Here is a 25,281-nt window from a genome sequence, read left to right on the forward strand (position 1 = left end):
GGCATGGAAACGGAGGGGCATGATGGAGCCGATACTGCAACTGGAAAGTGCGCGATTACTGATGCGCCAATGGCAGGACGAGGATTTGCCGGCATTTGCGGCGATGTGTGCCGATCCGCAGGTCATGCGTTACTTTCCACAGCCCCTGAGCCGTCTGGAAAGTGCGTCGATGATCGGCCGGGTGCGCGGGCATTTTGCCGAGCACGGTTTCGGTCTGTGGGCGCTGGAGCGCAAGGACAGTCGTGAGTTCATCGGTTTTACCGGTCTTGGCGTGGTCGGCTTCGATGCGCCGTTCACCCCGGCGGTGGAAATCGGCTGGCGTCTCGCCAAGGAGCACTGGGGCCTGGGCTATGCCAGTGAAGCGGCGTGGACCGCTCTGCGTTGCGGCTTTGACCGATTGTCGCTGAAGGAAATCGTGTCTTTCACCGCGCAGAGCAATCTGCCGTCGGAGAAAGTCATGCAGGCGATTGGCATGCAGCACGATCCGGCCGATGATTTCGATCACCCCAAACTTGCCGTCGATCACCCGTTGCGTCGGCATCTGTTGTACCGGATTACCAGGGAGCAATGGCTGCAAACCCTGCATGGCTAAGCCGACACGGACGTTTACAATGGCGCGACAATGGCTCGCGCCAGAACCTGAATGGGCCGCCGCAGCCAAGACTGCGCGGCATAGCGTTGTGTGAGGAGAGTCTGAATGAGCCAAGTGTTGGAAGATCTGGTCGACCTGCTGACCCTGGAACCGATCGAGGAAAACCTGTTCCGTGGCCGCAGCCAGGATCTGGGTTTCCGTCAGTTGTTCGGTGGTCAGGTACTCGGTCAGTCGCTGTCGGCGGCCAGTCAGACGGTTGAAGAGGCGCGCCACGTGCATTCGATGCACGGTTATTTCCTGCGTCCGGGCGACGCCAAGTTGCCAGTGGTGTATTCGGTGGATCGCGTGCGCGATGGCGGCAGTTTCAGCACTCGCCGGGTCACGGCCATCCAGAAGGGCCATCCGATCTTCACCTGCAGCGCTTCGTTTCAATATGACGAGGCAGGCTTCGAGCACCAGAGCCAGATGCCGGTGGTGGTCGGCCCGGAAAACCTGCCGTCGGAGCTGGAACTGACCCAGCAACGCGCGCACCTGATTCCTGAGCACATGCGCGAAAAACTGCTGTGCCCGAAACCGATCGAAGTGCGCCCGGTCACCGAAAAAGATCCGTACAACCCGCAACCGGCCGATCCGGTGAAGTACGTGTGGTTCCGCGCCGACGGTGCGCTGGCCGACATTCCGGCGCTGCACAAATACCTGCTGGCCTACGCTTCGGACTTCGGTTTGCTGACCACGTCGATGCTGCCCCACGGCAAGTCGGTCTGGCAAAAAGACATGCAGGTCGCCAGCCTCGATCACGCGTTGTGGTTCCACAACGATCTGCGCGCCGATGACTGGCTGCTCTACGCGATGGACAGCCCGTGGGCCGGCAATTCCCGGGGTTTCTCCCGTGGCAGCGTGTACAACCGCGCCGGGCAACTGGTGGCGTCGGTGACCCAGGAAGGCTTGATTCGGCACCGCAAGGACTGGGCATGAGCCTGAGCGATGTGAAGCACTGGGTGTTCGACATGGACGGCACCCTGACCGTCGCCGTGCATGATTTTGCGGCGATCCGTGTGGCGCTGGCGATTCCGCCCGAGGACGACATTCTTACGCATCTCGCGGCACTTCCCGCCGAGGAAGCCGCGGCGAAACATGCCTGGCTGCTGGAGCATGAGCGCGATCTGGCGCTGGGTTCAAAACCGGCGACGGGTGCAGTGGAGCTGGTGCGCGATCTGCACGGGCGCGGCTATCGCCTGGGCATCCTGACCCGCAATGCGCGGGAGCTGGCGCATGTGACGCTCGACGCCATCGGCCTGGCCGACTGCTTCGCCGTGGAAGATGTGTTGGGCCGCGATGAAGCACCGCCGAAGCCGCATCCCGGCGGGTTGCTGAAACTGGCCGAAGCCTGGAGCGTGCCAGCCCGCGAGATGGTGATGGTCGGGGATTACCGCTTTGATCTGGATTGCGGCCGGGCGGCCGGGGCACGGACGGTGCTGGTGAATCTGCCGGACAACCCGTGGCCGGAGCTGACGGATTGGCATGCGCAGGATTGTGTCGAGTTGCGGCGGATGCTTTTGGCCTGAGATCTTTATTGTCTGATCTGGCCTCATCGCGAGCAGGCTCACTCCTACAATTGGAATGCGTTTCCCCTGTAGGAGTGAGCCTGCTCGCGATGGCGCCTCAACAGTCACCACAAGTCATTAATCAAACAGCGCTTTCAGCCCCTCCGGCGACGTCAACATCCCATCGCCGTTATGCCCGACCCCGGGCACTTCAACCAGCCGCTGATTGACCCCTTCCGGATGCCGGCGCAGCAGGTAGCCGAAAAACAGCTTGCCGCGCTCCAGCCGATACGCGCCCTGGGCCTCGGCGGCGCAACTCTTGTCCAGCGCCGGATGTTGCGGGTCTATATCCTGCTGCCCCAGAAGATAAATCACTTCGCGTTTGATGTAGCTGCTCTCAAGCTGCAACGGCGTTTGCCCACCGGCGTATACCGGCATGTCTGCCAGACCGTACTTCCAGCGATTGAAACCCGGGCACTGTGCGTGATCGAACGCCACCGGTCGCTGTTCATTGAAATAAGCGTACGACGACGGATTGGCCACCACATAGCGCAGGCGAATGCCAGTGGCCTTCAGCGCCGGCTGATCCTTGGCCAGCAGGGCGTAGCGCTGCACCACCTGGCCGCCACCGGAATGGCCGAAAATCACGATCTGCTTCACGTCCGGAAACTGCTTGCGGTCGCTGACCCGGGCGACGATAGCGTCGAGTGCGGCGTAGGAACTCAGCGGCTTCGGCCCTGTGGATAACCCGCCGCCCATCCACTCGTTGCCGTTCCAGCGCAGCAATGTGTTGGGCAGGGAGTACAAAGCGACATCGCTTTCGTTGAGAAACTGTGGCGCGATCACCAGCGTGTGCGCGGTTTGCCCGGCCAGTTCGGTGGCGCGCTCGGCACTCTTGCGATACGTCTCTGCGTTGCGCAGACGACCATGAATGACGATCAGCACTCGTTCGATTTTCTCCGGTGCCGGGCTGATGCCGACGGCCATTTCGCCGGCCTCGAATTGCAGGCGCCCCGGGCTGATCGCATCGACGCCCGCCGCGTGCGCGCTGCCGCCGATGATCAGTAAAGCGAGAAGCCATTTGCGCATTTACAAATTTTTCGCCGCGAAGGTATCGCACTGGCCGACCTGGCCCTGGGCGAAACCGGTTTTGAACCAGCGCACCCTTTGCGCCGACGTGCCATGGGTAAACGAGTCCGGCACCACACGGCCCTGACCCTGTTGTTGCAGGCGATCATCACCGATGGCGTTGGCCGCATTCAAGGCCTCTTCGACGTCACCCGGTTCCAGCCAGTTCAGGCGCTTCTGCGCATGGTAGGCCCAGACGCCGGCGAGGCAGTCGGCCTGCAATTCCTGACGCACCAGCAAACCGCCGTCGCCTTCCATCTGCCGACCTTGCTGACGAGCCGTCTGAATTTTCGCCGAGACACCGAGCAGCGTCTGCACATGGTGGCCGACTTCGTGCGCGATCACGTAGGCCTGGGCGAAGTCGCCGGCGGCCTTGAAGCGCTGGGCCATTTCCTGGAAGAAAGCCATGTCCAGATAGACTTTCTGATCCGCCGGGCAGTAGAACGGGCCGGTCGCCGACGTCGCCAGACCGCAGGCGGAATTCACCCGGTTGCTGAACAGCACCAGGGTCGGATCCTTATATTGGCGGCCGGCCTGCTGGAAAATGGCGCCCCAGGTGTCTTCGGTATCGCCGAGGATCGAACGCACGAATTCGGCCTGCTGGTCGTTGGCCGGTGGCGTCTGGCGGGTTTGCGTCGAGGCCGGTGCCGATTGCTCGGTCATTTGCCCGGTGAGCTGGCCGAGGATCTGCAACGGATCCTGGCCGGTGATCCAGCCGATGCCGACGATCAGCAGGATCGCCCCCAGGCTCAGGCCTTTGCCGCCACCGAACCGCATGCCACCGCCGCCGCCGCTATCATCGCCACGGGCATCGACGACGTTGTCACTGCGTCGGCCTTTTTTCCATAGCATGTGGGAATCCTCTTTCTGTACGTGGTGATGAGTGTTGCCGGTGTGTGAGTGTGGCGCCAGTCCGGTCGTCCGTCTATTGGCGTGCACGCAAACAGGCCCGGCCTCGGGTGACGAGGGTGGGCCTGTTATTGACGAGCGCGTGCGCGACTAATTCAATCCGTTGACGGATTTCTCTCGGCGCGCTGTGCCTTAGCGATCGAAGGCATCCCACACCGGGGCGAAATCCGGGCTGACCTGACGCTGATTCTTCGGCAGGGCGGCGATCAGTGCGCGGTCTTCAGCGTCCAGTTCAACCTGCAGCGAAGCCAGGTTCGCCAGTTGATTGGTGCGGCTGCTGGCCTTGGGAATCGCCGCGACGTTGGGCTGATCCAGCAGCCATTTCAATGCGACCTGAGTCGGCAGCACGCCGTGTTTTTTCGCGATCTGCTGAATCTGCGCAATGTCCGAGACCTTGTTGCGCGCCAGCGGTGTGTAGGCGGTCAGCGCCAGGTCGTGTTGGCGCGCATAGTTGAGCAGGGCGTTCTGGCCGAGGAGGACGTGGTACTCGACCTGGATCGCTGACAGAGGGATGCCGTATTCCTCGACGACTGTGCGCAGCAACGGCAGCGGAAAATTCGCTACACCGATGTTGCGCGCCAGACCCTGCTCCTTGAACGAAGCGAGGGTTTCAAGGGTGCGCGGCAAGTCCCAGTCAGTGCTCGGCCAATGGATCATGAACAGGTCGACGTACTCGCTGCGCAAAGCCTTGAGGCTTCGTTCCATCGAGTGGCGCATGGCGTCGGGTTGCAACTGGTCCCACCAGACCTTGGTGGTGACATGAATCTGCTCGCGAGGTGTCGGTGTGTTCGCCAATGCTTGTCCGACCGCGTCTTCGTTGTTGTAGGCCGCCGCCGTGTCGATGTGCCGATAGCCGAGTTCCAGCGCTTGCTCCACGGCGCGGGTGCATTCGTCGCCGAGCATCGGCCAGGTGCCGAGGCCGAGTTTCGGCATGTTCAAACCCTGGGCGTTAACGATGTGCTGCATGGTCGATCTCCTGTTCGAAAGCAGTAATGCCAGCGATATGCCGGGCGGCGATGTAGCCAAAAGTCAGCGCCGGGCCGAGGTTGATCCCGCCCGCCGGATAGTGCCCGCCCATGATGCTGGCCATGTCGCCACCGGCGGCGTAGAGCCCGGCGATGGGCTGGGCATGGGCGTCGAGCACTTGCGCCTGCGGGTTGACCTTGAGCCCGGCGAAGGTGCCGAAGCAGCCCGGTTGGACTTTCACGGCGTAAAAAGGGCCGGTTTCTATTGGGGCAACGCAAGGGTTGGGAAGGTTCGCCGGATCGCCTTGCTTGCGGTTGTAGGACGTTGAACCGCGACCGAACAACGGGTCTTCGCCAAGGCGAGCCTGCAGGTTGTAGTGATCCACCGTGCGACGCAAACCCCCGGGGTCGATGCCGCAGGCGCTGGCCAATTCTTCCAGGGTGTTGCCGGTTTTCAGATAGCCGCTGCGGATAAATCCTGACACCGGAACGGGAAATGGCCGCGACATGCCCAGGCCATAACGCCGTTGAAAGGCGCGGCTGCAGATCAGCCATGAGGCGACTTCCTCGCCTTCAGGGGCGGCGGCAACCATGGCGCTGACGTAGTCGTAGTAACCGTTGGCTTCGTTGACGAAGCGCTGGCCGTTGCGCAGTACGCCGATGATCCCCGGTTTGCCGCGTTCGATGATGTGCGGGAAATGGCCGATGCTGCCGTCGGCATGCGGCACTTGCGAGACCGGCGCCCAGGCCACGGGCGACGCCAGGTCGGTGTTGACCGTGGCGCCGACGCTTTCGCCCAGACGCAGGCCGTCGCCGTTCACCGCCAGCGGTGGCAGTGCCCAGTGTTCATGACCCGTGGGCGTGCGCGGAAACAAGGCCTTGCGCCGCTCGATGTCGTTGGCAAAACCGCCGGCGGCGAGCACCACGGCTTTGCGTGCATGAATGCGGATCGGACCTTTGGCGCTGCTGACCACTGCACCGCAAACCCCTGCTTCATCGCGCAGCAGTTCGGTCACGGGTGCCGACTCCCAGAGCAAGACGCCAAGGTCCTCGGCGGACTTCGCCAGCCTTGCGACCAGCGCTACACCGTTGACCAATTGCATGGCCCTGCCGTGCACCGCCAGATCGAGCAAGTGTCGGGTAAAACGCCGCGTTACATGCCACGCGGCCTTCAGTGATCGGCTGAGATTAAGGAACGCCGAAAGGTCAGCGCCGGCCATGATCGGCATACCCATGAAGGACGTTTCGCGCATGGTTGTACGCAGGCGCCTGAGCAGGCGTCCGACTTTTCGTCCGTCGTAAGGCGCCGCGATCACCGAGCGACCGCCCGTGCCGGCGCCGGGTGTATCGCCATGAATGTCGGCAATGGCGTTGCCATCGGCGAATTGCAGAGCAGTGTGCTGTTCGAAGAACGCGACCATGTGTGGCCCGGCAGTGAGGAAAGCGTCGACCATTGCCGGGTCGTAATGCTCGCCGAGTTCATGGCGCAGGTACGTGCGCGGTCGCTCGACGTCTTCGACGATGCCGGCGCGTCGGGCCAGCGGATTGCACGGCACCCATGCCCAGCCGCCGGACCACGCAGTGGCACCACCGAACACCGGATCTTTTTCCACCACGATGACCTTCAGACCATGCCACGCCGCAGTGACCGCTGTGGATAAACCGGCGGCACCGGAGCCGACGACCAGAACGTCGCAGTCGATTTCGGGAAGTTCGGCAGGCATCAGGCAAAGCTCCGCAACTGGGTTTATTGGAATTAGATTCCAGAAATTAACCAATGAAGTTCAGCTGCAACAAGGCATGTTTCAGTAAAGTGGGCGGTTATCGCACGGCCAGTTCCGGATTTCGCTTTGTCTCGGATGTCTTCTAGAATCGGCAAAATTTCACTTGGACCTTCCCATGGCCGGCAGTCAGATCGAACGGGTTTTCAGTGTGCTGGAAAGCCTCACCAGTGAGCCCCGCGGGCTGCCGATGCAGACCTTGGCCGAGCAACTGGACATCCCGAAAAGTGCCACGCACCGGATGCTCGCGGAGCTGATTCGGCTGGGCTACGTGCGGCAGAATGCCGACACTTTGCGCTATCACCTGTCGACCAAACTGGTGGCGATGGGGTTTCAGTACCTGTCGAGCAGCGGTGCCGACATCGTGCAACCGGTGCTGGATCGACTGGCTCAGGAAACCGGCGAGCTGGTGCGTCTGGGGGTGATCGATGGCGAGCGCCAGACCTGGATCGCCAAGGCGCAGGGCGCACGGACGGGCCTGCGTTATGACCCGGACATGGGCCGCGACGCGCCGTTGTTCTACACCGCTTCCGGGCACGCGTGGCTGGCGTGCATGAGCGACGCTGAAGCCTTGTCGCTGGTCGAGCGCCAGGGCGTGGAAGTGCCGGTAGGCGTCGGGCCGAATGCGCCACGTTCCAATATCGAACTGCTGGAGCGCCTGCGTCTGGCGCGGGAGCAGGGTTATGCCTGTGTCGAGGAAAGTTCGGCGGTGGGCACCTCGGCGATTGCCGCGGTGGTCAAGCATCCTGTTGACGGGCGGGTGATCGGTGTACTGAGCATAGCCGGGCCAAGCGCGCGGATGCCCGGCGCGCGGCTGCACGAATTGGCGCCGTTGCTGCTGACGTTCACTGAGGAATTGTCGGCGGCGAGTCTGGCATCGGAATTGTTCGTGTGACCGGTCCCCTGTAGGAACTGCCGCAGGCTGCGATCTTTTGATCTTGAAAATCAAAGTCAAAAGATCGCAGCCTGCGGCAGCTCCTACAGGTTGAGCGTCGTGTATGGATTTGTGCGGTGTTCGCACGGTTTTCCCGTCACCGGGTGTTGAATTGTGGAACGCGGTTCTAAATTGTTGCTGGAGTGACATTTCCAACAACAATCACAAGAGGATCGCGCCTTGACTTCGCCCCTTCGTATCGCCCTGATCGGCGCTGGCAACATGGGCCAGCAGCATTATCAGCACCTGCAAACCCTCAACGACGCCCGCTTGTGCGCAGTGGCCGATCCCGGCCCGCAGGCGCCCGCGCTGGCGGCGCAGTGGGGCGTGGCGTATTTCGCTGATCATCGACAGATGCTGGAGCAGGTACGGCCAGACGCGGTGATCGTGGCCAATCCGAATAGTCAGCACGTCAGCACCGCCCTGGATTGCCTCGCCGCCGGAGTTGCGGTGCTGCTGGAGAAACCGGTGGGCGTGCATCTGGACGAGGCGCGCGAACTGGTGGCGGCCGTCAAACACAGTGGCGTGCCGGTGTTGGTCGGCCATCATCGGCGGCACAATCCGTTGATCGTGCGCGCCCACCAATTGCTGCGCAGCGGCGCGCTCGGGCGCCTGACCACGGTTACCGCGCTGTTCCAGTTACGCAAACCTGACCGTTATTTCGAGGTCCCGTGGCGCCGTGAGCCGGGGGCGGGCCTGTTGCTGACCAATCTGATTCACGACCTTGATCTGCTGCGTCACCTGTGCGGTGAAGTGCAGGCGGTGCAGGCCGTCACCGACAACGCAGTGCGTGGTTTTGCCAACGAAGACAGCGTGGCGCTGTTGCTGCAATTTGCCGACGGTGCACTCGGTACGCTGAGCGGTTCCGATGCAGTCGCCGCGCCGTGGAGCTGGGAGCTGAATTCCGGGGAGAACCCGGTCTATCCGCGCCAGGTCGATCAGCCGTGTTGTCTGCTGGCGGGTACCGCCGGGGCGCTGAGCCTTCCGCAACTCAAGCGCTGGCATTACCCTGCCGATCAAGTCGATGCCGGTTGGCACGAACCGTTGATTGCGGTGCAAGAACATTGCGCGACCGGGGATGCTTTGCGGTTGCAGCTGGAGCATTTTGTGCAGGTCGCGCGGCGTGAAGTCGAACCCTTGGTCAGTGCCGCCGATGCCGCGCGAACATTGGCGCTGGTCGAGGCGATTCGCGAGGCGGCGGCCAGCGGTCGTGCCTGTTCCCCTGCAGCGGTCGAGGCGTGAGCATGAACGAACGAATTCTGTCCCTGGCCAGTCTCACCGTACTCGAGTTGTCGCCACCGCAAATGGTCGAGGTGGCGGCGCGTGCCGGTTACAGCCATGTCGGCCTGCGGCTGGAGCCGGCGACGCCTGAGGAATATCACTTTCCATTGGTGGCCGATCGCGGTTTACGGCGTCAGACGCTGGCGCGTTTGCGCGACACGGGCATTGCCGTGCTCGATGTGGAAATCCTGCGGCTGAAAGCGCAAACCGTGGTCGCCGATTTCGACAAGCTGCTGGCCGTCGGCGCGGAGTTCGGCGCCAGTGAATTACTGGTCGCCGGCAATGATCCTGACGAGCAACGGCTCACCGACAACTTTGCCGCGTTGTGTGATCTGGCGGCGCCTTACGGTTTGCATCCGCATCTGGAGTTCATGCCCTGGACCGATGCGCGCAACCTTGAGCAGGCGCTGCGCATCGTTGCCAGTGCTGACCGGGAAAATGCCGCGGTGCTGGTCGATGCCTTTCATTTCGATCGCTCCGGTTCACGGCTGGAGGACCTGGCCAGCGTTGCGCCCGCGCGCCTGCGTTATGCACAACTGTGTGATGTGGCGGGGCCGAGACCGGCAGACATGGCCGAGATCTTGCGTCAGGCGCGCAATGAGCGGCGGTTTCCCGGCGAGGGCGATTGTGACCTGCACGGTTTGTTGCGCAGTCTGCCAGCTAATATTCCACTGAGCCTGGAGATCCCCACGGTAAAACTGCTGGAGCAGGGTGTAAGCGGATTGCAACGAGCGCAGATGGCGCTCGACAGGACGCGGGAATTGTTGGCGCAGTTGTAAGTCAGTTTTTGTGGCGGGGCGCCAGCGTCCTCGCCACTGTTTATTTTTCCTTCAGAGATATCCAATGACCGTCAGCACCCCGCTCTCCGGTGTCAACCAACCCTTCAAGGGGATCTTGCTGATTGTCGTGGCGACTTTCCTGTTCTCCAGTCATGACGCGCTGTCGAAATACCTCTCGGGTTTCTACCCGATCGTCATGGTGGTCTGGGCGCGGTATCTGGTGCACACCTTGCTGATGGCGGGGATTTTCCTGCCGCAGTCCGGGCTGCGCGTGCTGCGCACCAAACGGCCGTTGTGGCAGTTGGCGCGGGCGTTGTGCCTGCTCGGCACCAGTCTGTTTTTCACCACGGCGCTGCTGTACATCCCGCTGGCCGAAGCCACCGCGGTCAACTTTCTTGCGCCGGTGCTGGTGACGGCGTTGTCGGTGCCGTTGCTCAAGGAACGGGTGACGCGCGGGCAGTGGATCGCGGTGATTTGCGGATTCATCGGCGTGCTGATCATCGTCCATCCGGGAGGCGAGCTGTTCACCCCGGCGGTGCTGCTGCCATTCTGTTCGGCGTTGTTCTTCTGCTTTTATCAACTGCTGACGCGCAAGCTCAGTGAGGTCGACAGTCCGACCACCAGCAACTTCTTCGCCGGTCTGTGCAACACGCTGGTGATGAGTGCGCTGGTGCCGTTCTTCTGGCAGGTGCCGACCTTGTCGCACGCCGTGTTGATGCTGGCGCTGGGCAGCTGCGGGATGACTGCGCACCTGTTTCTGACCCAGGCGTTTCGCCACGCAGCACCGGCCCTGCTGGCGCCGTTCGGTTATTGCCAGATCGTGTTCGCGGGGCTGCTGGGGTGGGTGGTGTTCAACCACACGCCGAGTCTGCTGACGGTGATCGGGATTGCTGTGATCTGCTGCAGCGGCCTGGCGGCGGCTTGGCAGCAAAGCCGTCGCTGAAGGATCCACAAATTCCTGTGTAGGAGCTGCGGCACGCTGCGATCTTTTGATCTTCAAAATCAAGATCAAAGGATCGCAGCGTGCCGCAGCTCCTACAGGGGGGATGGGGTAGGCCGGTTATTCGGTGACGTCTGGAATCTTGCGCGGGGCCATGAAGTACATCCAGGTCAGCGCCACGAAGTACATCGCCGGGATCAGCGTAAACAGTACCGTGTAGTTATTGTTGGTGACGGTCAGGATGTGGCCGACGATCTGGGTCATGAACATCCCGCCGATCGCTGCGCACATGCCGCCGAAACCGAACACCGTGCTCATCATGTGCTTGGGCGTGTAGTCCATCACCAGGCTCCAGATGTTCGCAGTCCAGGCCTGATGCGCGCCGATGGCCAGAGAGATTGCCGCGACGGCGACCCACAGATTGCTCGAACCGGCGGCCATGACCACGCCGATGATGCAGCAGGCGAACAGGAACATCGACAGCAGTCGCGCCTTGATCGAGTTCATGCCGCGACCGATCAGGAACGAAGACAGAATGCCGCCACCGACGCTGCCGAAGTCGGCCGTCACGTAGATGATGATCAGTGGAATACCCATCTGGGTCACGTTGATGCCCAGGTTGTATTGCTGATTGAGAAACGGCGGCAACCAATACAGGTAGAACCAGAACACCGGCGCGGTCAGCGAATAGGCGAGGGCGAAGGCCCAGGTGCCGCGCATGCGCAGGATGCGTGAAAACGGTACGCGGGCTTGTTCCGGTTCGACTTCCTGCTGGATGTAGTCGAGTTCGGATTTTTTCACCCGTGGATGGTCTTCCGGGTTGAAGTATTTCAGGCCCCAGAACAGCAGCCAGATCCCGCCCAGTGCCGACATGCACAGGAACGCCGCCTGCCAGCCCCACACGTGGAGAATCAGTGGTAGCAGCATCGGCGTGAACATCGCACCGACGTTGGTCCCGGCATTGAAAATGCCGGTGGCCACGGCGCGTTCACCGGCCGGGAACCACAGGCGCGTGGTTTTCACGCAGGCCGGGTAGTTGGCCGCTTCGGTCAGGCCGAGAATAAAGCGGCAGACCATGAAGCCGACCGCCGACGTTGCCAGACCGTGAGCGCCGGTGGCCAGGCTCCAGAGCAGCACCGCGCAGAAGAACACGCGTTTGACGCCGACGCGGTCGATCAGCCGTCCTTGCAGCACGAAGCCGATCGCGTAGCCGACCTGAAACCAGAAGTTGATGTTGGCGTAATCCATCGCCGTCCAGCTCATTTCCTTGGCGAGGATCGGCTGCATGACGCCGAGGGCGGCGCGGTCGATGTAGTTCAGGGTCGTGGCGAAAAACACCAGCGCCAGCATGCCCCAACGGGTCTTGCCGACAGCCATGGCGCCGCGGATCTTGTCGCCGATGCCACCCGTGGCAGTGCTCATGGCCGGGGCCATGCGGGAAGTCTGTGAAGGAATCATTGTTCCACCCGTTTTTGAATTTGTTATGTGGTGTTGTTTGCACGCACTGCGACCGAAGGTTCATTTCCGGACTCAATGTGAAGTCGATGGTGGGCAGTGGACGAAAAATCGTCAATTCGCCGAAACGCCATAGTGTTCGATAATCGCACGCAAAACTAACCGGCTGGTACACTTTAAATTGCTGCTGAAGACGATGCAGCCAATAATTTCCTCACGATAAAAAACGGGCCTCTGCAGGAGCTGCCGAAGGCTGCGATCTTTGTTTGTGAAGATCAAAGGATCGCAGCCTTCGGCAGCTCCTACAGGGACGCGTGACAAGACGATCTCCATCGGGAGTAGAAACATGCAGCGTTCCATTGCCACCGTTTCCCTGAGCGGCACCCTGCCGGAAAAGCTTGAAGCCATTGCCGCCGCCGGGTTCGACGGGGTCGAGATCTTTGAAAACGATCTTCTGTATTACGACGGCAGCCCGCGGGAAATCAGGCAGATGTGCGCTGACTTGGGGATCGCCATCACCCTGTTCCAGCCGTTCCGCGATTTTGAAGGCTGCCGCCGTGATCGGCTGGCGCGCAATCTGGAACGGGCCGAGCGCAAATTTGACCTGATGCAGGAACTGGGCACCGATCTGGTGCTGGTGTGCAGCAACGCCTCGGCGGACAGCGTCGGCGACCGGCAGATTCTCGTCGATGACCTGCGGCTGCTGGCTGAACGTGCCGGCGCTCGCGGGTTGCGCATCGGCTATGAAGCGCTGGCCTGGGGCCGGCACGTCAATACTTATCAACAGGTCTGGGACATCGTCCGCCAGGCCGATCACCCGGCACTCGGCGTGCTGCTCGACAGCTTTCACACTTTGTCGCTGAAAGGTGATCCAGGCGCGATCGCCGACATTCCCGGCGACAAGATCTTCTTTGTGCAAATGGCCGACGCGCCGATCCTCGCCATGGATGTCCTGGAGTGGAGCCGGCATTTCCGCTGCTTCCCGGGGCAGGGCGAATTCGATCTGCCGGGGTTCCTCGCGCCGATCATCCAGAGCGGTTACACCGGGCCGTTGTCGCTGGAAATCTTCAACGATGGCTTCCGCGCCGCGCCGCCACGGGCCAATGCCGCCGATGGTCTGCGTTCGCTGCTGTATCTGGAGGAGAAAACCCGCCAGCGTCTGGAGCAGCAGGTAACGCCGGTGAGTAACCGCGACATCCTCTTCGAAACGCCAAAGGCCAGCGAGTACAACGGCATCGAGTTTCTCGAGTTCGCGGTGGACGAAGCACTCGGCGCCAAACTGACGAACTGGCTGGAACGTCTGGGTTTCGTCAAGGCCGGGCAACACCGCTCCAAGAGTGTGAGCCTGTTGCGTCAGGGCGATATCAACCTGATCCTCAACGCCGAACCGTATTCGTTCGGCCACAGTTTCTTCGAGGCCCATGGCCCGTCGCTGTGCGCCACTGCCGTGCGGGTCAAGGATAGCGCCAGCGCCCTGGCCCGCGCCGTTGCCTACAAGGGGCAGCCCTATCGCGGGCTGGTCGGCCCCAACGAACTGGAACTGGCCGCCGTACGCGCGCCGGACGGCAGCCTGATTTATCTGGTGGATGAAGCGGCGGACGTTTATGGCACCGACTTCAATCTGCTGCCGAACGCTCAGGCCCGTGGCGGCCTCAAGCGCATTGATCACATGGCCATGGCGTTGCCGGCGGACAGCCTCGACAGTTGGGTGCTGTTCTACAAGAGCCTGCTGGACTTCGAGGCCGATGATGAAGTGGTACTGCCCGACCCTTACGGCCTGGTGAAGAGCCGCGCGTTGCGCAGTCGCGACAGTTCGATTCGCTTGCCGCTGAATATCTCGGAGAACCGCAATACCGCGATTTCTCACGCGCTGTCGAGTTATCGCGGTTCCGGTGTGCATCACATCGCCTTCGATTGTGATGACATCTTCGCCGAAGTCAGTCGCGCCAAAGAGGCTGGAGTGCCGCTGCTGGATATCCCGCTGAACTATTACGACGACCTCGCTGCGCGCTTCGATTTCGATGACGAATTCCTCAGCGAGCTGGCGTACTACAACGTGCTTTATGATCGTGACGCACAGGGCGGCGAGCTGTTCCACGTGTACACCGAGCCGTTCGAGGGACGCTTCTTCTTCGAGATCATCCAGCGTAAAAACGGTTATGCCGGTTATGGTGCGGCGAACGTCGCGGTGCGCCTGGCGGCGATGGCCAAATCACGCAGCGGCGCGGTGCGCCAGGCGAAGTTGTAGGAAATTCGTAAACGCGGGATTAAACACGGGTCGCGCAGCTTCCTTAGCGCAGTTGTGCGGCCCATAATCGCCAGCCTGTGCAGTGATGGCCGTGAGCCCGCAATGACAATGACTTCAGAACTTCCCGCCGCTCCCGTCGAATCCGGCATCGAGCCGCGCAAGAGTCGCAAGAACAACCCGGAAAAGACCCGCGAGAACATCCTGCAGGAGGCGATCGTCGAGTTCGTCCAGCAGGGCTTGTCCGGCGCCCGCGTCGACGCGATCGCCGAGCGTATCCACACCTCCAAACGCATGATCTATTACTACTTCGGCAGTAAGGAGCAGTTGTACGTCGAGGTACTGGAGAAGCTTTACGGCGACATCCGCAGCACCGAAAACCGCCTGCACCTGGCCGAGTTGCCGCCGGTGGTGGCGATCCGCCGACTGGTGGAATTCACCTTCGATCACCACGACCGCAACGTCGATTTCGTGCGCATCGTTTGCATCGAAAATATCCACAACGCCGAGTTCGTGAAGCGTTCGGATGCGATAAAGGCGATGAACAATACGATCCTCGATTCACTGGGCGAGATTTTGCGTCGCGGTGCCGAGGAGGGTGTGTTCCGCGCCGGGCTGGACGCGCTGGATGTGCACTTGCTGATCAGTTCGTTCTGTTTCTACCGCGTTTCGAACCGCCATACGTTCGGTGAGATCTTTCAGATCGACCTGCCGGATGAAAGCATCAAGCAGCGTCATCGCGAGATGATCTGCGAGTCGGTGTTGCGCTACTTGCAGCCGTGACAAGCAAAAGATCGCAGCCTTCGGCAGCTCCTACACAAGGCCCTGTAGGAGCTGCCGAAGGCTGCGATCTTTTGATCTTTTAAACGTTCATGCTTTGAAAATGCGCCAGCATGCGCTGCGCATCCGGCACCACGCCGCTGAACAGCTCAAACGCCTTAACTGCCTGAAACACCGCCATGTTGCCGCCGTCCAGCGTGCGGCAACCCAGCGCGCGGGCGTTGCGCAGCAGCTCGGTTTCCAGCGGGAAGTAAACGATCTCCGCGACCCACAGTTCCTTGCGCAGCAACTCCACCGGCACCGGCATCCCCGGCAGTTTGGCCATGCCCATCGGCGTGGTGTTCACCAGGCCATCGGCCTGATTCAACGTACCCGGCAGATCACGCCCGGCCAGCGCGCGGCCTGAGCCGAAATGCTGGTTGAGGTTGTTCGCCAGACTCTCGGCGCGTTCGCGGTCGACGTCGAAAATGCTCAGCTGCTGTACGCCTTCACTCAACAGCGCGTGGGCCACCGCCGCCCCTGCTCCCCCGGCGCCCATCTGGACCACACGTTCACGCGCAGCGTCCTTCAGGCCCCGACGAAAACCTTCGGCAAAACCCAGGCAATCGGTGTTGTGGCCGATGCGCTTGCCATCCTTGAGCACCACCGTGTTGACCGCGCCGATGCCTTGGGCTTCCGGCGACAGCTCATCGAGCAGCGGGATGATCGACTGCTTGCACGGGAAAGTGATGTTCAGGCCGGTGTAGTTCATCCGTTCGGCGGCCTGCAGCAAGTCGGGCAGGGCATTTCTGTCCAGATGCAACTGATCGAGGTCGATCAGCCGATACAGGTAACGCAGGCCTTGGGCATCGCCTTCGTGTTCATGCAGGGCTGGCGTGCGCGAGGCCTGAATGCACGCACCGATCAGTCCGGCGAGTATTACGTTCTTGCGAATCATGCTGCACGCCCCTTCAGTCGTTGACTGAAATGCTCCAAAGCCAGGCGATAGCCATGACTGCCGAAGCCGCACATCACCGCCGTAGCGATGGCAGAAACGAAGGAGTGATGGCGGAACGGCTCACGCGCATGCACGTTGGACAGATGCACTTCGATCACCGGCAACTCACTGGCCACCAGCGCGTCGCGGATCGCCACCGAGGTGTGCGTCCAGGCTGCCGGGTTGATCACGATCCCGGCGCAACGCCCGCGTGCCGCATGAATCCAGTCGAGCAATTCGCCTTCGTGATTGGTCTGGCGAAACTCCACCGTCAGGCCGAATTCTTCGGCGGCACGCCCGCACAGTGCAGAGATATCGGCCAGGGTTTCGTGACCGTAGGTCGCCGGTTCACGGGTGCCGAGCAGGTTCAGGTTCGGGCCGTTGAGCACCAGAACGATAGGGGGCATGGGGGCAAACTCCACTTATTGTTTTTGGCTTGGGCCGAGGGTTTCAGCCTGTGGAGGTAAAATGTACCAGATGGTTACCGCGGTCAATTGAACGGCGTTGCGTCCGACGTTTTATGTTCGGTGATCGCACAAGAGCCACATTGCATTCGGATTTTTCGAATTGTATCGACAGTTTTGCTTACGTTTTTTCTCGAAGATGCAGCGCTTCCTCATCCGTGCCGACGCTAGTCTGCATGTGGTGAAAGGCGTTGAGGTGCAGTGCAGCACCGGCCGTCGGATTTGAAGGGAAAATCGAATCCTGAAACTTATTAACCTAACGGATGGGTTAGCATGAAAGTATGCAACTACAAGGGATTGTCGATAAGCATCATGTTGCGAGATGAGCATTGCCCGCCACATGTTCACGTTAATGCAGGCGCCTGGAATGCCCGATTTCAGTTCAGTTTCTGGCACAACGACATTGACCTGTGGGATGTCGTGCCGCTTTCACGTCGACCGCCGCTGGCGGTGCTGGAAGGATTGTGTCGATCACTGGGGCAACCTGCTCATCTGCGTCGCGCACGAGGGATCTGGTGGTCAGTCTTGCAGACAGTTTGTCTCGACAATCAGGTGTGGGACTGCGAGTCAAACGAAGTTCCCGTGATGAAACCGGTCACCGCTACGACCTACAGGATCAGTTCGGCGCGTTATGAGCCAGAAGCAGACAAGACTGTTCTGACATTGCTCGGCAAACTGGCAGGAGTTGAAATCGATTTATGAAAGTCATCAAGGCAAAGCCGTCCGAACATCGTCCGCTGACGGAAGAAATGCTTGATGCCGCGATAAAACGTGGCGAAGCGCGACAAGCTAGCAGCTTGCAGGCTGTTTCCGTGACCTTTGAAAACCCCTCTCTGGTCATTCGTTTTGAAGACGGCAGCGGTGTGTTGCTACCGGTGAGCCAGTATTCGGAGTTCGACGGGTTTGATTCAGACGATTATGCGAACCTGACAGTCGGCTATGCAGGCACTGCGCTTTGCCACGAGGGCAAAGACCTCGACGTTTCCATCTCCGGAATGATTTCGGCGAGCCCGTCACTCATGAGGATGGCGGCTTCGGTGGTTGCGTCGCGCAACGGTCGTCAAAGCAGTGCGGCAAAATCCGAAGCTGCACGAGCAAATGGCAAGAAGGGCGGGCGTCCACGTAAGACCGACACTGCACCGTAAGCAGGAACAAAAAAGCCGTCAATCAAGACGGCTTTCTCGTATCCGGCATTCGCCATCAGCGCCGGGTCAGCAACACCCCGGACTCCATGTGATGCGTCCAGGGGAACTGGTCGAACATCGCGCAGCGGGTGATGCGGTGCGTGTCGTGCAGCTGGGCGATGTTGGCCGCGAGGGTTTCCGGGTTGCACGAGATGTACAGGATGTTGTCGAAGCGCCGGGTCAGCTCGCAGGTGTCCGGGTCCATGCCGGCGCGTGGCGGGTCGACGAATACGCTGCCGAACTCGTAGCTTTTCAGGTCGATGCCTTGCAGGCGACGGAACGGGCGCACTTCGTTGAGCGCTTCGGTCAGCTCTTCGGCGGACAGGCGTACCAGCGTGACGTTATCCACAGCGTTTTCGCTGAGGTTGCTCAGTGCGGCGTTGACCGAAGTCTTGCTGATCTCGGTGGCCAGTACTTTGCGCACACGGGTCGCGAGCGGCAGGGTGAAGTTGCCGTTGCCGCAGTACAGCTCCAGCAGATCGTCAGGACGATCGCCCAGCGCTTCGAATGCCCAGTTGAGCATCTTCTGGTTCACCGTGCCGTTGGGCTGGGTGAACGCGCCTTCCGGCTGGCGATAGCTGAACGTGCGGCCGCCGACTTCGAGTTTCTCCACCACGTAATCGTGGCCGATGACTTCGCGCTTGCCCTTGGAACGCCCGATGACGCTGACGTTGAGATCAGCTGCCAACTTCGACGCGGCCGCATGCCAGTGCTCGTCCAGCGGACGGTGATAGCACAGGGTAATCATCGCATCGCCAGCCAGGGTGGTGAGGAACTCCACCTGGAACAGCTTGTGGCTCAGCGCCGAACTGGCCTGCCATGCCGCCTTGAGCTGCGGCATCAACTGGTTGATGCGCAGGCTGGCAATCGGGAACTCTTCGATCAGGATCGGCGTGCGTTTGTCGTCCTGGGAGAACATCGCGTAGTGCCGCTCGCCGGCCTCGCGCCACAGGCGAAATTCCGCACGCAGGCGGAAGTTCTGCAGCGGCGAGTCGAATACCGTCGGCTCCGGCGCATCGAACGGGGCCAGCAGGTCACGCAAGCGCGTGACCTTTTCTTCGAGCTGTGTGGCGTAGGCCTGGGAATCGAAAGTCATGCGTTGAACCAACCCAGCTTGATCACGAACAGAATCGACAGAATCACCAGCGCCGGGTTCAGCTCACGGGCGCGGCCCGACAGCAGCTTGATCACGGTCCAGGAGATGAAGCCGAAGGCGATGCCGTTGGCGATCGAGTAAGTGAACGGCATCGCCAGCGCGGTGACCACGACCGGTGCGGCGACGGTGATGTCTTCCCAGTCTATTTCCGCCAGACCCGAGGTCATCAGCACGGCGACGAACAGCAGCGCCGGTGCGGTGGCGAATGCCGGAACGCTGGCCGCCAGCGGCGAGAAGAACAGCGCCAGCAGGAACAGGATCGCCACGACGATGGCCGTCAGACCGGTGCGACCGCCAGCACTCACGCCGGCAGCCGATTCGATGTAGCTGGTGGTGGTCGAAGTGCCCAGCAGCGAACCGGCCATCGCGGCGGTGCTGTCGGCGATCAGTGCACGACCCATTTTCGGCATATGGCCGTCCTTGCCCATCAGGCCGGCACGCTTGGCGACGCCGATCAGGGTGCCGGAGTTGTCGAACAGGTCGACGAACAGGAAGGCGAAGATCACGCTGACCAGACCGATGTCCAGTGCGCCCTTGATGTCCAGTTGCATGAAGGTCGGCGCCAGCGAAGGTGGCATCGAGGTCACTCCGCCGAACGGGGTGAAGCCCATGGCGATGGACACGATGGTCACCGCCAGAATGCCGATCAGCACCGCGCCGCGTACTTTCAGCGCTTCGAGGGCAACGATCAGGGCGAAACCGAGGGTGGCGAGAATCGGCGCCGGGGCTTTCAGATCACCGAGGCCGACCATGGTCGCCGGGTTGCTGACCACGATGCCCGCGTTATGCAGGGCGATCAGCGCCAGGAACAGGCCGATACCGGCGGCAATCGCCGAGCGCAGCGGCAGCGGGATGCTATTGATGATCCATTCGCGGATGCGGAAGATCGACAGCAGGAAGAAGCACACCGCCGAGATGAACACCGCGCCCAGCGCCACTTGCCAGGTGTGGCCCATGTGCAGGACCACGGTATAAGTGAAGAAGGCGTTCAGGCCCATGCCCGGCGCAAGCGCGATCGGGTAGTTGGCGATCAGGCCCATGATGGTCGAGCCGATGGCGGCTGCCAGACAGGTGGCGACGAACACCGCGCCCTTGTCCATGCCGGTCTCGCCGAGAATGCTCGGGTTGACGAACAGAATGTAGGCCATGGCCAGGAAGGTCGTGACGCCCGCCAGAATCTCGGTACGCACGTTGGTGTTGTGTGCCTTGAGTTGAAACAGCCTTTCCAGCATGTCTGCTCCCCGTGGCGCGCGTGGCGCCGTGAATGTATCGACCTCAACAGCAAAGCACAGACCGTCGCAAGCGCCTGGGAATTTGTGGTGGGCCGGAAAAAGCCGCGCATCATACCAGCAGCGTGAGGAATATGGCGGTTGTTGGTGCCGAACGTCGTCGAAGTTTTGCCGCAGGGCCAACTGCGCCATACTGCGCGCTGAATTTTTCGGGGAAACGCGATCACATGGGCAAGCGCTGGATGAAGGCTTTCGGGTTAGTGGCCGGGCTGATGGCCGGGTCGACGGCGGCGCTGGCAGCCTCGGCACCACCGTTGACGCAAGTGAAAGTGATCAAGGTTCAATCGCCAGCCTGTGGTCTGGAAGACATCGGCGATAATCAGCCGCAAACCCAGTGCAATCACAGCGGCCCGAGTATCAAGGTGTTTGTGCTGGAAATCGGCTACGGCCAGAACCAGCCGCACGCCACGCTGGATGGTTTTGAAGTGAATGGGACCCGCGCGCCGGTGTGTGCTTTTGATAACGGCAATCTGACCGAGTGCACGCCCGGCAGCAAAACTGTCGGCTCGCTGTATACCTTCGATCTGGTGGGCAAACAGGAAGGCACGTTCAGTTTCAGCAATACCTCGATCAACGCGCCACGCAACACCCTGTCGACCCAGCTTTACATCAAGTAACGGCTGTCACCGAACAGGGCAGGGCAAAGCTGACTACGCTTTAAAGATCACCCAGCGGATGGCGGCCATGACCTCTAGAGCCCTGATTACCCTCGCCGAGGGCATCGATGATCTGCAAAGCGTGACCCTGATCGACGTGCTGCGCCGCGCTGGGGTCGAAGTGGTGGCGGCCAGTATCGAAGGCCGGCGCATGCTGACCTGCGCGCGCGGCGCACGCCTGACGGCGGATGGCATGCTGGTCGATGTGCTGGCGCAGACTTTCGACTTGATCGTCCTGCCCGGTGGTGTTGTCGGTGCACAACATCTGGCGGCGCATCAACCGCTGCAACAATTGCTCAAGGACCAGGTCAGCGCCGGGCGCCTATTCGCCGCCATCGCCGAATCCCCGGCCATCGCCCTGCAAGCTTTTGGCGTACTGCGTCAACGGCGCATGACCTGCCTGCCGAGTGCCAGCCATCAATTGTCGGGCTGTACGTTTGTTGATCAACCGGTGGTGGTCGACGGCAACTGCATCACCGCCCAGGGCTCCGGTGGCGCACTGGCCTTTGCCCTGACGCTGGTCGAGCAACTTGGTGGCAAAGCGTTGCGGACGAAAGTGGCGGGGGAGATGTTGGTGTGATGGCTTCAGGCGTGGGCAGCGATAGGGGTAATGGCTGGTTGCTCCCGATGCTCTGCTTGCCACAGATCGTAATCGGTTTGAACGCCTAGCCACACGCGCGCCTTGCCAATGCCTGCTCGCTCCAGCCGTACCGCCAGATCCGGGCTGATCGGTGCATGGCCGTGCAATACGCGGGAAAGGTGAGGGCGCGCGAAGCCCAGATGTCTGGCCAATTCACTCACGCTGATGCCTAACTCCGGCAAGACATCCATGAGCAGTGTTTCACCGGGGTGTGGCGGGTTGTGCATGGGAAGCCTGCAGGATTTGATCATGGCGGCGAGTGTAAGGCGATACATTACACTCTGTGCGGTAACTTTGTACCGCACCTTTTCAATCAATTTGTGCCTGGCCTGTTGATTTGACTGATGTGACCTAGACCTTCGCCTCTTCCACCGGCACATGCATCCGGTCGCGTTTGGCCAGGGTCGGGAACAGTTTGATCCAGGTGCCGGTGACCACCAGCGTGCCGATCCCGCCCATGACCACGGCCGGCACGGTGCCGAACCAGTGCGCAGTGAGGCCGGATTCGAATTCCCCCAACTGGTTCGAGGCGCCGATGAACAGGCCGTTCACCGCGCTGACCCGGCCGCGCATCTCGTCCGGGGTTTCCAGTTGCACGAAGGAGGCGCGGATGACCATGCTGATCATGTCCGCCGCGCCGAGCACCACCAGCACCGCCAGCGAGAACCAGAACGAGGTCGACAGGCCAAAGGCGATGGTTGCCACGCCGAATACGCCGACCGCGGTGAACATCACCCGGCCAACGTTGCGCTCGACGGCAAATCGCGCCAGAAACAGTGACATCCCCAACGCGCCAACCGCTGGCGCCGAGCGCAGCAGGCCCAGGCCCCACGGCCCGGTGAGCAGGATGTCCTTGGCGAACACCGGCAGCAATGCGGTAGCGCCACCGAGCAACACCGCGAACAGATCCAGCGAGATCGCTCCGAGAATGTCCGGCCGACTGCGAATGAAGCGGATACCCGCCAGCAACGAATCCAGCGTGGCTTTGCCCTTGTTCAGCGGCGTTTGTCGCGCGGGCAGGTTGAGCATCAAGGTGCAGGCGATGACGTAGAGCAATACCGTCGGGCCGTAGACCCAGACGCTGCCGAACGCGTAAAGCAAGCCACCGAGGGCTGGAGCGACAATAGTGGCTGACTGTTGAGCCGATTGCGCGGCGGCGACCGCCCGTGGAAACAGGGCGCTGGGCACGATGCTCGGCAGCAGCGCCTGGGTCGTCGGCATTTCGAAGGAGCGCGCCGCACCGAGCAGGAAGGCGAGGATAAAGATCATTTCCCGGGTGACGTGATCGGTCGCACTGCCGATGGCCAGCGCCAAGGCAATCAACGCCTGCAACGACTGACAGATCGCCGCGACCCGACGCCGGTCATAACGGTCGGCGACATGCCCGGTGTGTAGCATGAACAGCACCCGAGGCGCGAACTCGACCAGCCCGACCAGACCCAGGTCGAGCACGTTGCCGGTCAACTGATACAGATTCCAGCCGATCGCCACGGTGAGCATCTGAAAACCGCTGGCGGTGAAGATCCGGGCGAACCAGAACGCGAGAAACGGACGATGGTGACGTAACAGCAGGGGCTCTTGGCTGGGCATCTGAAGGCAGGTCTGGCTCAGGAGGGGAACGGCGAGGTTATCACCAGTCTGTAACAGGAAGTTGCTATGACAGAAAATTTAGTTAGCCAGACATCGATCATCCGGATACCCCTCTCTCTGTGGCGAGGGAGCTTGCTCCCGCCGGGTTGCGAAGCGGCCCCAAGCCAGCGCAATCCTGCTTTCAGGCAAGCGCTGGAAAACCTTTTTACGACTGCTGCGCAGCCGAGCGGGAGCAAGCTCCCTCGCCACAGAGGGTTTCTCGGCTCTGGGATATCTGTTTCAGAGCGTTGCCCAGGCAATGAGGCAACTTGTCACGCGGCAAACGACCACGCCGTCCTTCGTCGGAAATGGGACTACTCTTTTAACGTTGCTTGATCCAGATCAAGACCCTCGCGGGCCATGGTCTGGTGGCCCGATGGCCAGACTCCCTGCGTTGCGATGGTTATTAAAAAAGAACGAATCAGAATTCGCCGCACTCGATATCCGTGGGGGCAGTAGGCAGGGGCCACAAGCCCCAATGCCGGTATTACCTGACAGAGGAAGCCATATGTTCGGTTTAGAGGCACTCGATCTCGCCCGAATTCAGTTCGCGTTCACCATCTCGTTCCACATCCTGTTCCCGGCCATCACCATTGGTCTGGCGAGCTACCTGGCGGTGCTCGAAGGGCTGTGGTTGAAAACCCATAACGACACCTACCGGGACCTCTACCACTTCTGGTCGAAGATCTTTGCCGTCAACTTCGGCATGGGTGTGGTCTCCGGTCTGGTCATGGCCTACCAGTTCGGTACCAACTGGAGTCGTTTCTCGGACTTCGCCGGTTCCGTCACCGGACCGCTGCTGACCTACGAGGTGCTCACGGCATTCTTCCTCGAAGCCGGTTTCCTCGGGGTGATGCTGTTCGGCTGGAACAAGGTCGGACGCAAACTGCACTTCTTCTCCACAGTGATGGTAGCGATCGGCACGCTGATCTCGACATTCTGGATTCTCGCTTCCAACAGCTGGATGCAGACGCCGCAAGGCTTCGAGATCGTCAACGGTCAGGTGATCCCGACCGACTGGCTGGCCATCGTCTTCAACCCGTCGTTCCCTTATCGCCTGATGCACATGGCGACCGCTGCGTTCGTTGCCACAGCGTTCTTCGTTGGCTCGTCGGCGGCCTGGCACCTGCTGCGCGGCAAGGACAACCCGGCGATCCGCACCATGCTGTCGATGGCGATGTGGATGGCGCTGATCGTCGCGCCGATCCAGGCGGTTATCGGTGACTTTCATGGCCTGAACACCCTTGAGCACCAGCCGGCGAAAATCGCCGCGATCGAAGGTCACTGGGAAAACAAAGGCAACGAAGCGACCCCGTTGATTCTGTTCGGCTGGCCGGACATGAAGGAAGAGAAAACCAAGTTCGCCGTGGAAATCCCCTACCTCGGCAGCCTGATCCTGACCCACTCGCTGGACAAGCAGGTGCCGGCACTCAAGGAGTTCCCGCCTGAAGACCGGCCGAATTCGACCATCGTGTTCTGGTCGTTCCGGGTCATGGTCGGCCTCGGCTTCCTGATGATCTTCACCGGTCTGTGGAGTCTGTGGCTGCGCAAGCGCGATTCGCTCTACACCTCGCGGCCGTTCCTGTATCTGGCGTTGTGGATGGGGCCGTCCGGCCTGATCGCGATCCTCGCCGGCTGGTTCACCACCGAAATCGGTCGTCAGCCGTGGGTGGTCTATGGGCTGATGCGCACGGCAGATGCTTCGTCCAACCACAGCTTCATGCAGATGAGCATCACCCTGATCATGTTTGTCGTGGTGTATTTCGCGCTGTTCGGTGCGGGGCTCGGCTACATGATGCGTCTGGTGCGCAAAGGACCGAAAACCGACGAAGGCAAGGAAACCAACGACGGTGGTCCTGGCCAGAAACGCACACCGGCTCGGCCGTTGTCCGCCGCCGATGACGAGGGCACTGACGCTGGTTCGCATCGCAGCCTGGAAAAGGAGATTTGACTC

The 25,281-nt window shown here is 61.2% G+C and carries 25 protein-coding genes; 14 read left to right on the plus strand and 11 right to left on the minus strand.

The window, feature by feature from the left end; genetic code table 11:
- The first annotated feature begins 22 nt into the window (after positions 1 to 22).
- The 3 genes from ACIP8I_RS15475 (at position 23) to ACIP8I_RS15485 (ending at position 2,157) form a co-directional block, all read left to right on the plus strand.
- Positions 23 to 592 carry a GNAT family N-acetyltransferase gene (locus ACIP8I_RS15475; protein ID WP_400762252.1) on the plus strand — a complete coding sequence of 190 codons (570 nt, stop codon included), beginning with the start codon at positions 23 to 25 and terminating at the stop codon, positions 590 to 592.
- A 105-nt stretch (positions 593 to 697) separates the two neighbouring features.
- Positions 698 to 1,567, plus strand: a complete 870-nt coding sequence (gene tesB / locus ACIP8I_RS15480) for an acyl-CoA thioesterase II (RefSeq protein WP_003228466.1) — start codon at positions 698 to 700, stop codon at positions 1,565 to 1,567.
- Positions 1,564 to 2,157 carry an HAD family hydrolase gene (locus ACIP8I_RS15485; protein WP_400762180.1) on the plus strand — a complete coding sequence of 198 codons (594 nt, stop codon included), beginning with the start codon at positions 1,564 to 1,566 and terminating at the stop codon, positions 2,155 to 2,157. The genes tesB and ACIP8I_RS15485 overlap by 4 nt, the downstream gene beginning before the upstream one ends.
- Before the next feature lie 117 nt (positions 2,158 to 2,274).
- On the opposite strand, the gene ACIP8I_RS15490 is transcribed toward ACIP8I_RS15485, so the two are convergent.
- From ACIP8I_RS15490 to ACIP8I_RS15505, 4 genes are all read right to left on the minus strand, one after another.
- Positions 2,275 to 3,225 carry an alpha/beta fold hydrolase gene (locus tag ACIP8I_RS15490; RefSeq protein ID WP_400762182.1) on the minus strand — a complete coding sequence of 317 codons (951 nt, stop codon included), beginning with the start codon at positions 3,223 to 3,225 and terminating at the stop codon, positions 2,275 to 2,277.
- Complete coding sequence (locus tag ACIP8I_RS15495) at positions 3,226 to 4,116, minus strand: neutral zinc metallopeptidase (RefSeq protein ID WP_400762183.1); 891 nt, start codon at positions 4,114 to 4,116, stop codon at positions 3,226 to 3,228.
- Between the two features lie 189 nt (positions 4,117 to 4,305).
- Positions 4,306 to 5,139: an aldo/keto reductase gene (locus ACIP8I_RS15500; RefSeq protein WP_400762185.1), complete on the minus strand. Its 834-nt coding sequence runs from the start codon at positions 5,137 to 5,139 to the stop codon at positions 4,306 to 4,308.
- Positions 5,123 to 6,862 carry an FAD-dependent oxidoreductase gene (locus ACIP8I_RS15505; RefSeq protein ID WP_400762187.1) on the minus strand — a complete coding sequence of 580 codons (1,740 nt, stop codon included), beginning with the start codon at positions 6,860 to 6,862 and terminating at the stop codon, positions 5,123 to 5,125. The genes ACIP8I_RS15500 and ACIP8I_RS15505 overlap by 17 nt, the downstream gene beginning before the upstream one ends.
- A 175-nt stretch (positions 6,863 to 7,037) precedes the next feature.
- Here ACIP8I_RS15505 and ACIP8I_RS15510 point away from each other — a divergent pair, with 175 nt between their 5' ends.
- From ACIP8I_RS15510 to ACIP8I_RS15525, 4 genes are all read left to right on the plus strand, one after another.
- Complete coding sequence (locus tag ACIP8I_RS15510; protein WP_400762189.1) at positions 7,038 to 7,814, plus strand: IclR family transcriptional regulator; 777 nt, start codon at positions 7,038 to 7,040, stop codon at positions 7,812 to 7,814.
- 219 nt (positions 7,815 to 8,033) lie between these two features.
- Positions 8,034 to 9,095, plus strand: coding sequence for a Gfo/Idh/MocA family protein (locus tag ACIP8I_RS15515; protein WP_400762191.1), 1,062 nt, complete (start codon positions 8,034 to 8,036; stop codon positions 9,093 to 9,095).
- A gap of 2 nt (positions 9,096 to 9,097) precedes the next feature.
- Positions 9,098 to 9,913, plus strand: a complete 816-nt coding sequence (locus tag ACIP8I_RS15520; protein WP_400762193.1) for a sugar phosphate isomerase/epimerase family protein — start codon at positions 9,098 to 9,100, stop codon at positions 9,911 to 9,913.
- Between the two features lie 64 nt (positions 9,914 to 9,977).
- On the plus strand, positions 9,978 to 10,856 hold the full coding sequence (locus tag ACIP8I_RS15525) for a DMT family transporter (protein WP_007963736.1): 879 nt from the start codon (positions 9,978 to 9,980) through the stop codon (positions 10,854 to 10,856).
- A gap of 117 nt (positions 10,857 to 10,973) precedes the next feature.
- Here the strand turns inward: ACIP8I_RS15525 and ACIP8I_RS15530 are convergent, their stop codons facing one another.
- Positions 10,974 to 12,311: an MFS transporter gene (locus ACIP8I_RS15530; protein WP_400762194.1), complete on the minus strand. Its 1,338-nt coding sequence runs from the start codon at positions 12,309 to 12,311 to the stop codon at positions 10,974 to 10,976.
- 343 nt (positions 12,312 to 12,654) lie between these two features.
- Between ACIP8I_RS15530 and quiC the strand changes: the two genes are divergently transcribed.
- The gene (quiC, locus tag ACIP8I_RS15535; RefSeq protein WP_400762196.1) at positions 12,655 to 14,556 is read left to right on the plus strand and encodes a 3-dehydroshikimate dehydratase QuiC; all 1,902 of its coding nucleotides are present in this window, start codon (positions 12,655 to 12,657) and stop codon (positions 14,554 to 14,556) included.
- Between the two features lie 102 nt (positions 14,557 to 14,658).
- Positions 14,659 to 15,336: a TetR family transcriptional regulator gene (locus ACIP8I_RS15540; RefSeq protein WP_007963740.1), complete on the plus strand. Its 678-nt coding sequence runs from the start codon at positions 14,659 to 14,661 to the stop codon at positions 15,334 to 15,336.
- Between the two features lie 79 nt (positions 15,337 to 15,415).
- Here the strand turns inward: ACIP8I_RS15540 and ACIP8I_RS15545 are convergent, their stop codons facing one another.
- Positions 15,416 to 16,270: a shikimate dehydrogenase gene (locus ACIP8I_RS15545; RefSeq protein WP_400762198.1), complete on the minus strand. Its 855-nt coding sequence runs from the start codon at positions 16,268 to 16,270 to the stop codon at positions 15,416 to 15,418.
- The gene (aroQ, locus tag ACIP8I_RS15550) at positions 16,267 to 16,716 is read right to left on the minus strand and encodes a type II 3-dehydroquinate dehydratase (protein WP_003228440.1); all 450 of its coding nucleotides are present in this window, start codon (positions 16,714 to 16,716) and stop codon (positions 16,267 to 16,269) included. The genes ACIP8I_RS15545 and aroQ overlap by 4 nt, the downstream gene beginning before the upstream one ends.
- Positions 16,717 to 17,046: 330 nt before the next feature.
- Between aroQ and ACIP8I_RS15555 the strand changes: the two genes are divergently transcribed.
- Together ACIP8I_RS15555 and ACIP8I_RS15560 are read left to right on the plus strand one after the other, a co-directional pair.
- Positions 17,047 to 17,475 (plus strand): hypothetical protein, encoded by a 429-nt coding sequence (locus ACIP8I_RS15555; protein WP_007963743.1) that lies wholly within the window; start codon positions 17,047 to 17,049, stop codon positions 17,473 to 17,475.
- The gene (locus ACIP8I_RS15560) at positions 17,472 to 17,918 is read left to right on the plus strand and encodes a DUF2442 domain-containing protein (protein WP_367085798.1); all 447 of its coding nucleotides are present in this window, start codon (positions 17,472 to 17,474) and stop codon (positions 17,916 to 17,918) included. Before ACIP8I_RS15555 ends, ACIP8I_RS15560 begins: the two co-directional genes overlap by 4 nt.
- Positions 17,919 to 17,973: 55 nt before the next feature.
- Here ACIP8I_RS15560 and trmA read toward each other — a convergent pair whose 3' ends face one another.
- Both trmA and ACIP8I_RS15570 read right to left on the minus strand, forming a co-directional pair.
- Positions 17,974 to 19,053 (minus strand): tRNA (uridine(54)-C5)-methyltransferase TrmA, encoded by a 1,080-nt coding sequence (gene trmA / locus ACIP8I_RS15565; RefSeq protein ID WP_400762201.1) that lies wholly within the window; start codon positions 19,051 to 19,053, stop codon positions 17,974 to 17,976.
- Positions 19,050 to 20,345, minus strand: a complete 1,296-nt coding sequence (locus ACIP8I_RS15570; protein WP_108590034.1) for an NCS2 family permease — start codon at positions 20,343 to 20,345, stop codon at positions 19,050 to 19,052. Before ACIP8I_RS15570 ends, trmA begins: the two co-directional genes overlap by 4 nt.
- Positions 20,346 to 20,569: 224 nt before the next feature.
- Between ACIP8I_RS15570 and ACIP8I_RS15575 the strand changes: the two genes are divergently transcribed.
- Complete coding sequence (locus tag ACIP8I_RS15575) at positions 20,570 to 21,019, plus strand: DUF4879 domain-containing protein (protein ID WP_400762203.1); 450 nt, start codon at positions 20,570 to 20,572, stop codon at positions 21,017 to 21,019.
- A 67-nt stretch (positions 21,020 to 21,086) separates the two neighbouring features.
- Positions 21,087 to 21,638 carry a DJ-1 family glyoxalase III gene (locus ACIP8I_RS15580; RefSeq protein ID WP_400762205.1) on the plus strand — a complete coding sequence of 184 codons (552 nt, stop codon included), beginning with the start codon at positions 21,087 to 21,089 and terminating at the stop codon, positions 21,636 to 21,638.
- A 5-nt stretch (positions 21,639 to 21,643) separates the two neighbouring features.
- On the opposite strand, the gene ACIP8I_RS15585 is transcribed toward ACIP8I_RS15580, so the two are convergent.
- Together ACIP8I_RS15585 and ACIP8I_RS15590 are read right to left on the minus strand one after the other, a co-directional pair.
- A complete protein-coding gene (locus tag ACIP8I_RS15585) occupies positions 21,644 to 21,925 on the minus strand; it encodes a HigA family addiction module antitoxin (RefSeq protein WP_400762207.1) in 282 nt (93 codons plus the stop codon).
- A gap of 124 nt (positions 21,926 to 22,049) precedes the next feature.
- Entirely contained in the window at positions 22,050 to 23,288 is a 1,239-nt protein-coding gene (locus ACIP8I_RS15590; RefSeq protein WP_222018277.1) for an MFS transporter, read from the minus strand.
- A 547-nt stretch (positions 23,289 to 23,835) separates the two neighbouring features.
- On the opposite strand from ACIP8I_RS15590, the gene ACIP8I_RS15595 reads away from it, so the two are divergent.
- The gene (locus ACIP8I_RS15595) at positions 23,836 to 25,278 is read left to right on the plus strand and encodes a cytochrome ubiquinol oxidase subunit I (protein WP_007963752.1); all 1,443 of its coding nucleotides are present in this window, start codon (positions 23,836 to 23,838) and stop codon (positions 25,276 to 25,278) included.
- The last annotated feature ends 3 nt before the right edge of the window (positions 25,279 to 25,281 follow it).

This window comes from Pseudomonas sp. NPDC088414, assembly GCF_044753325.1.
Taxonomy (GTDB): Bacteria; Pseudomonadota; Gammaproteobacteria; order Pseudomonadales; family Pseudomonadaceae; genus Aquipseudomonas.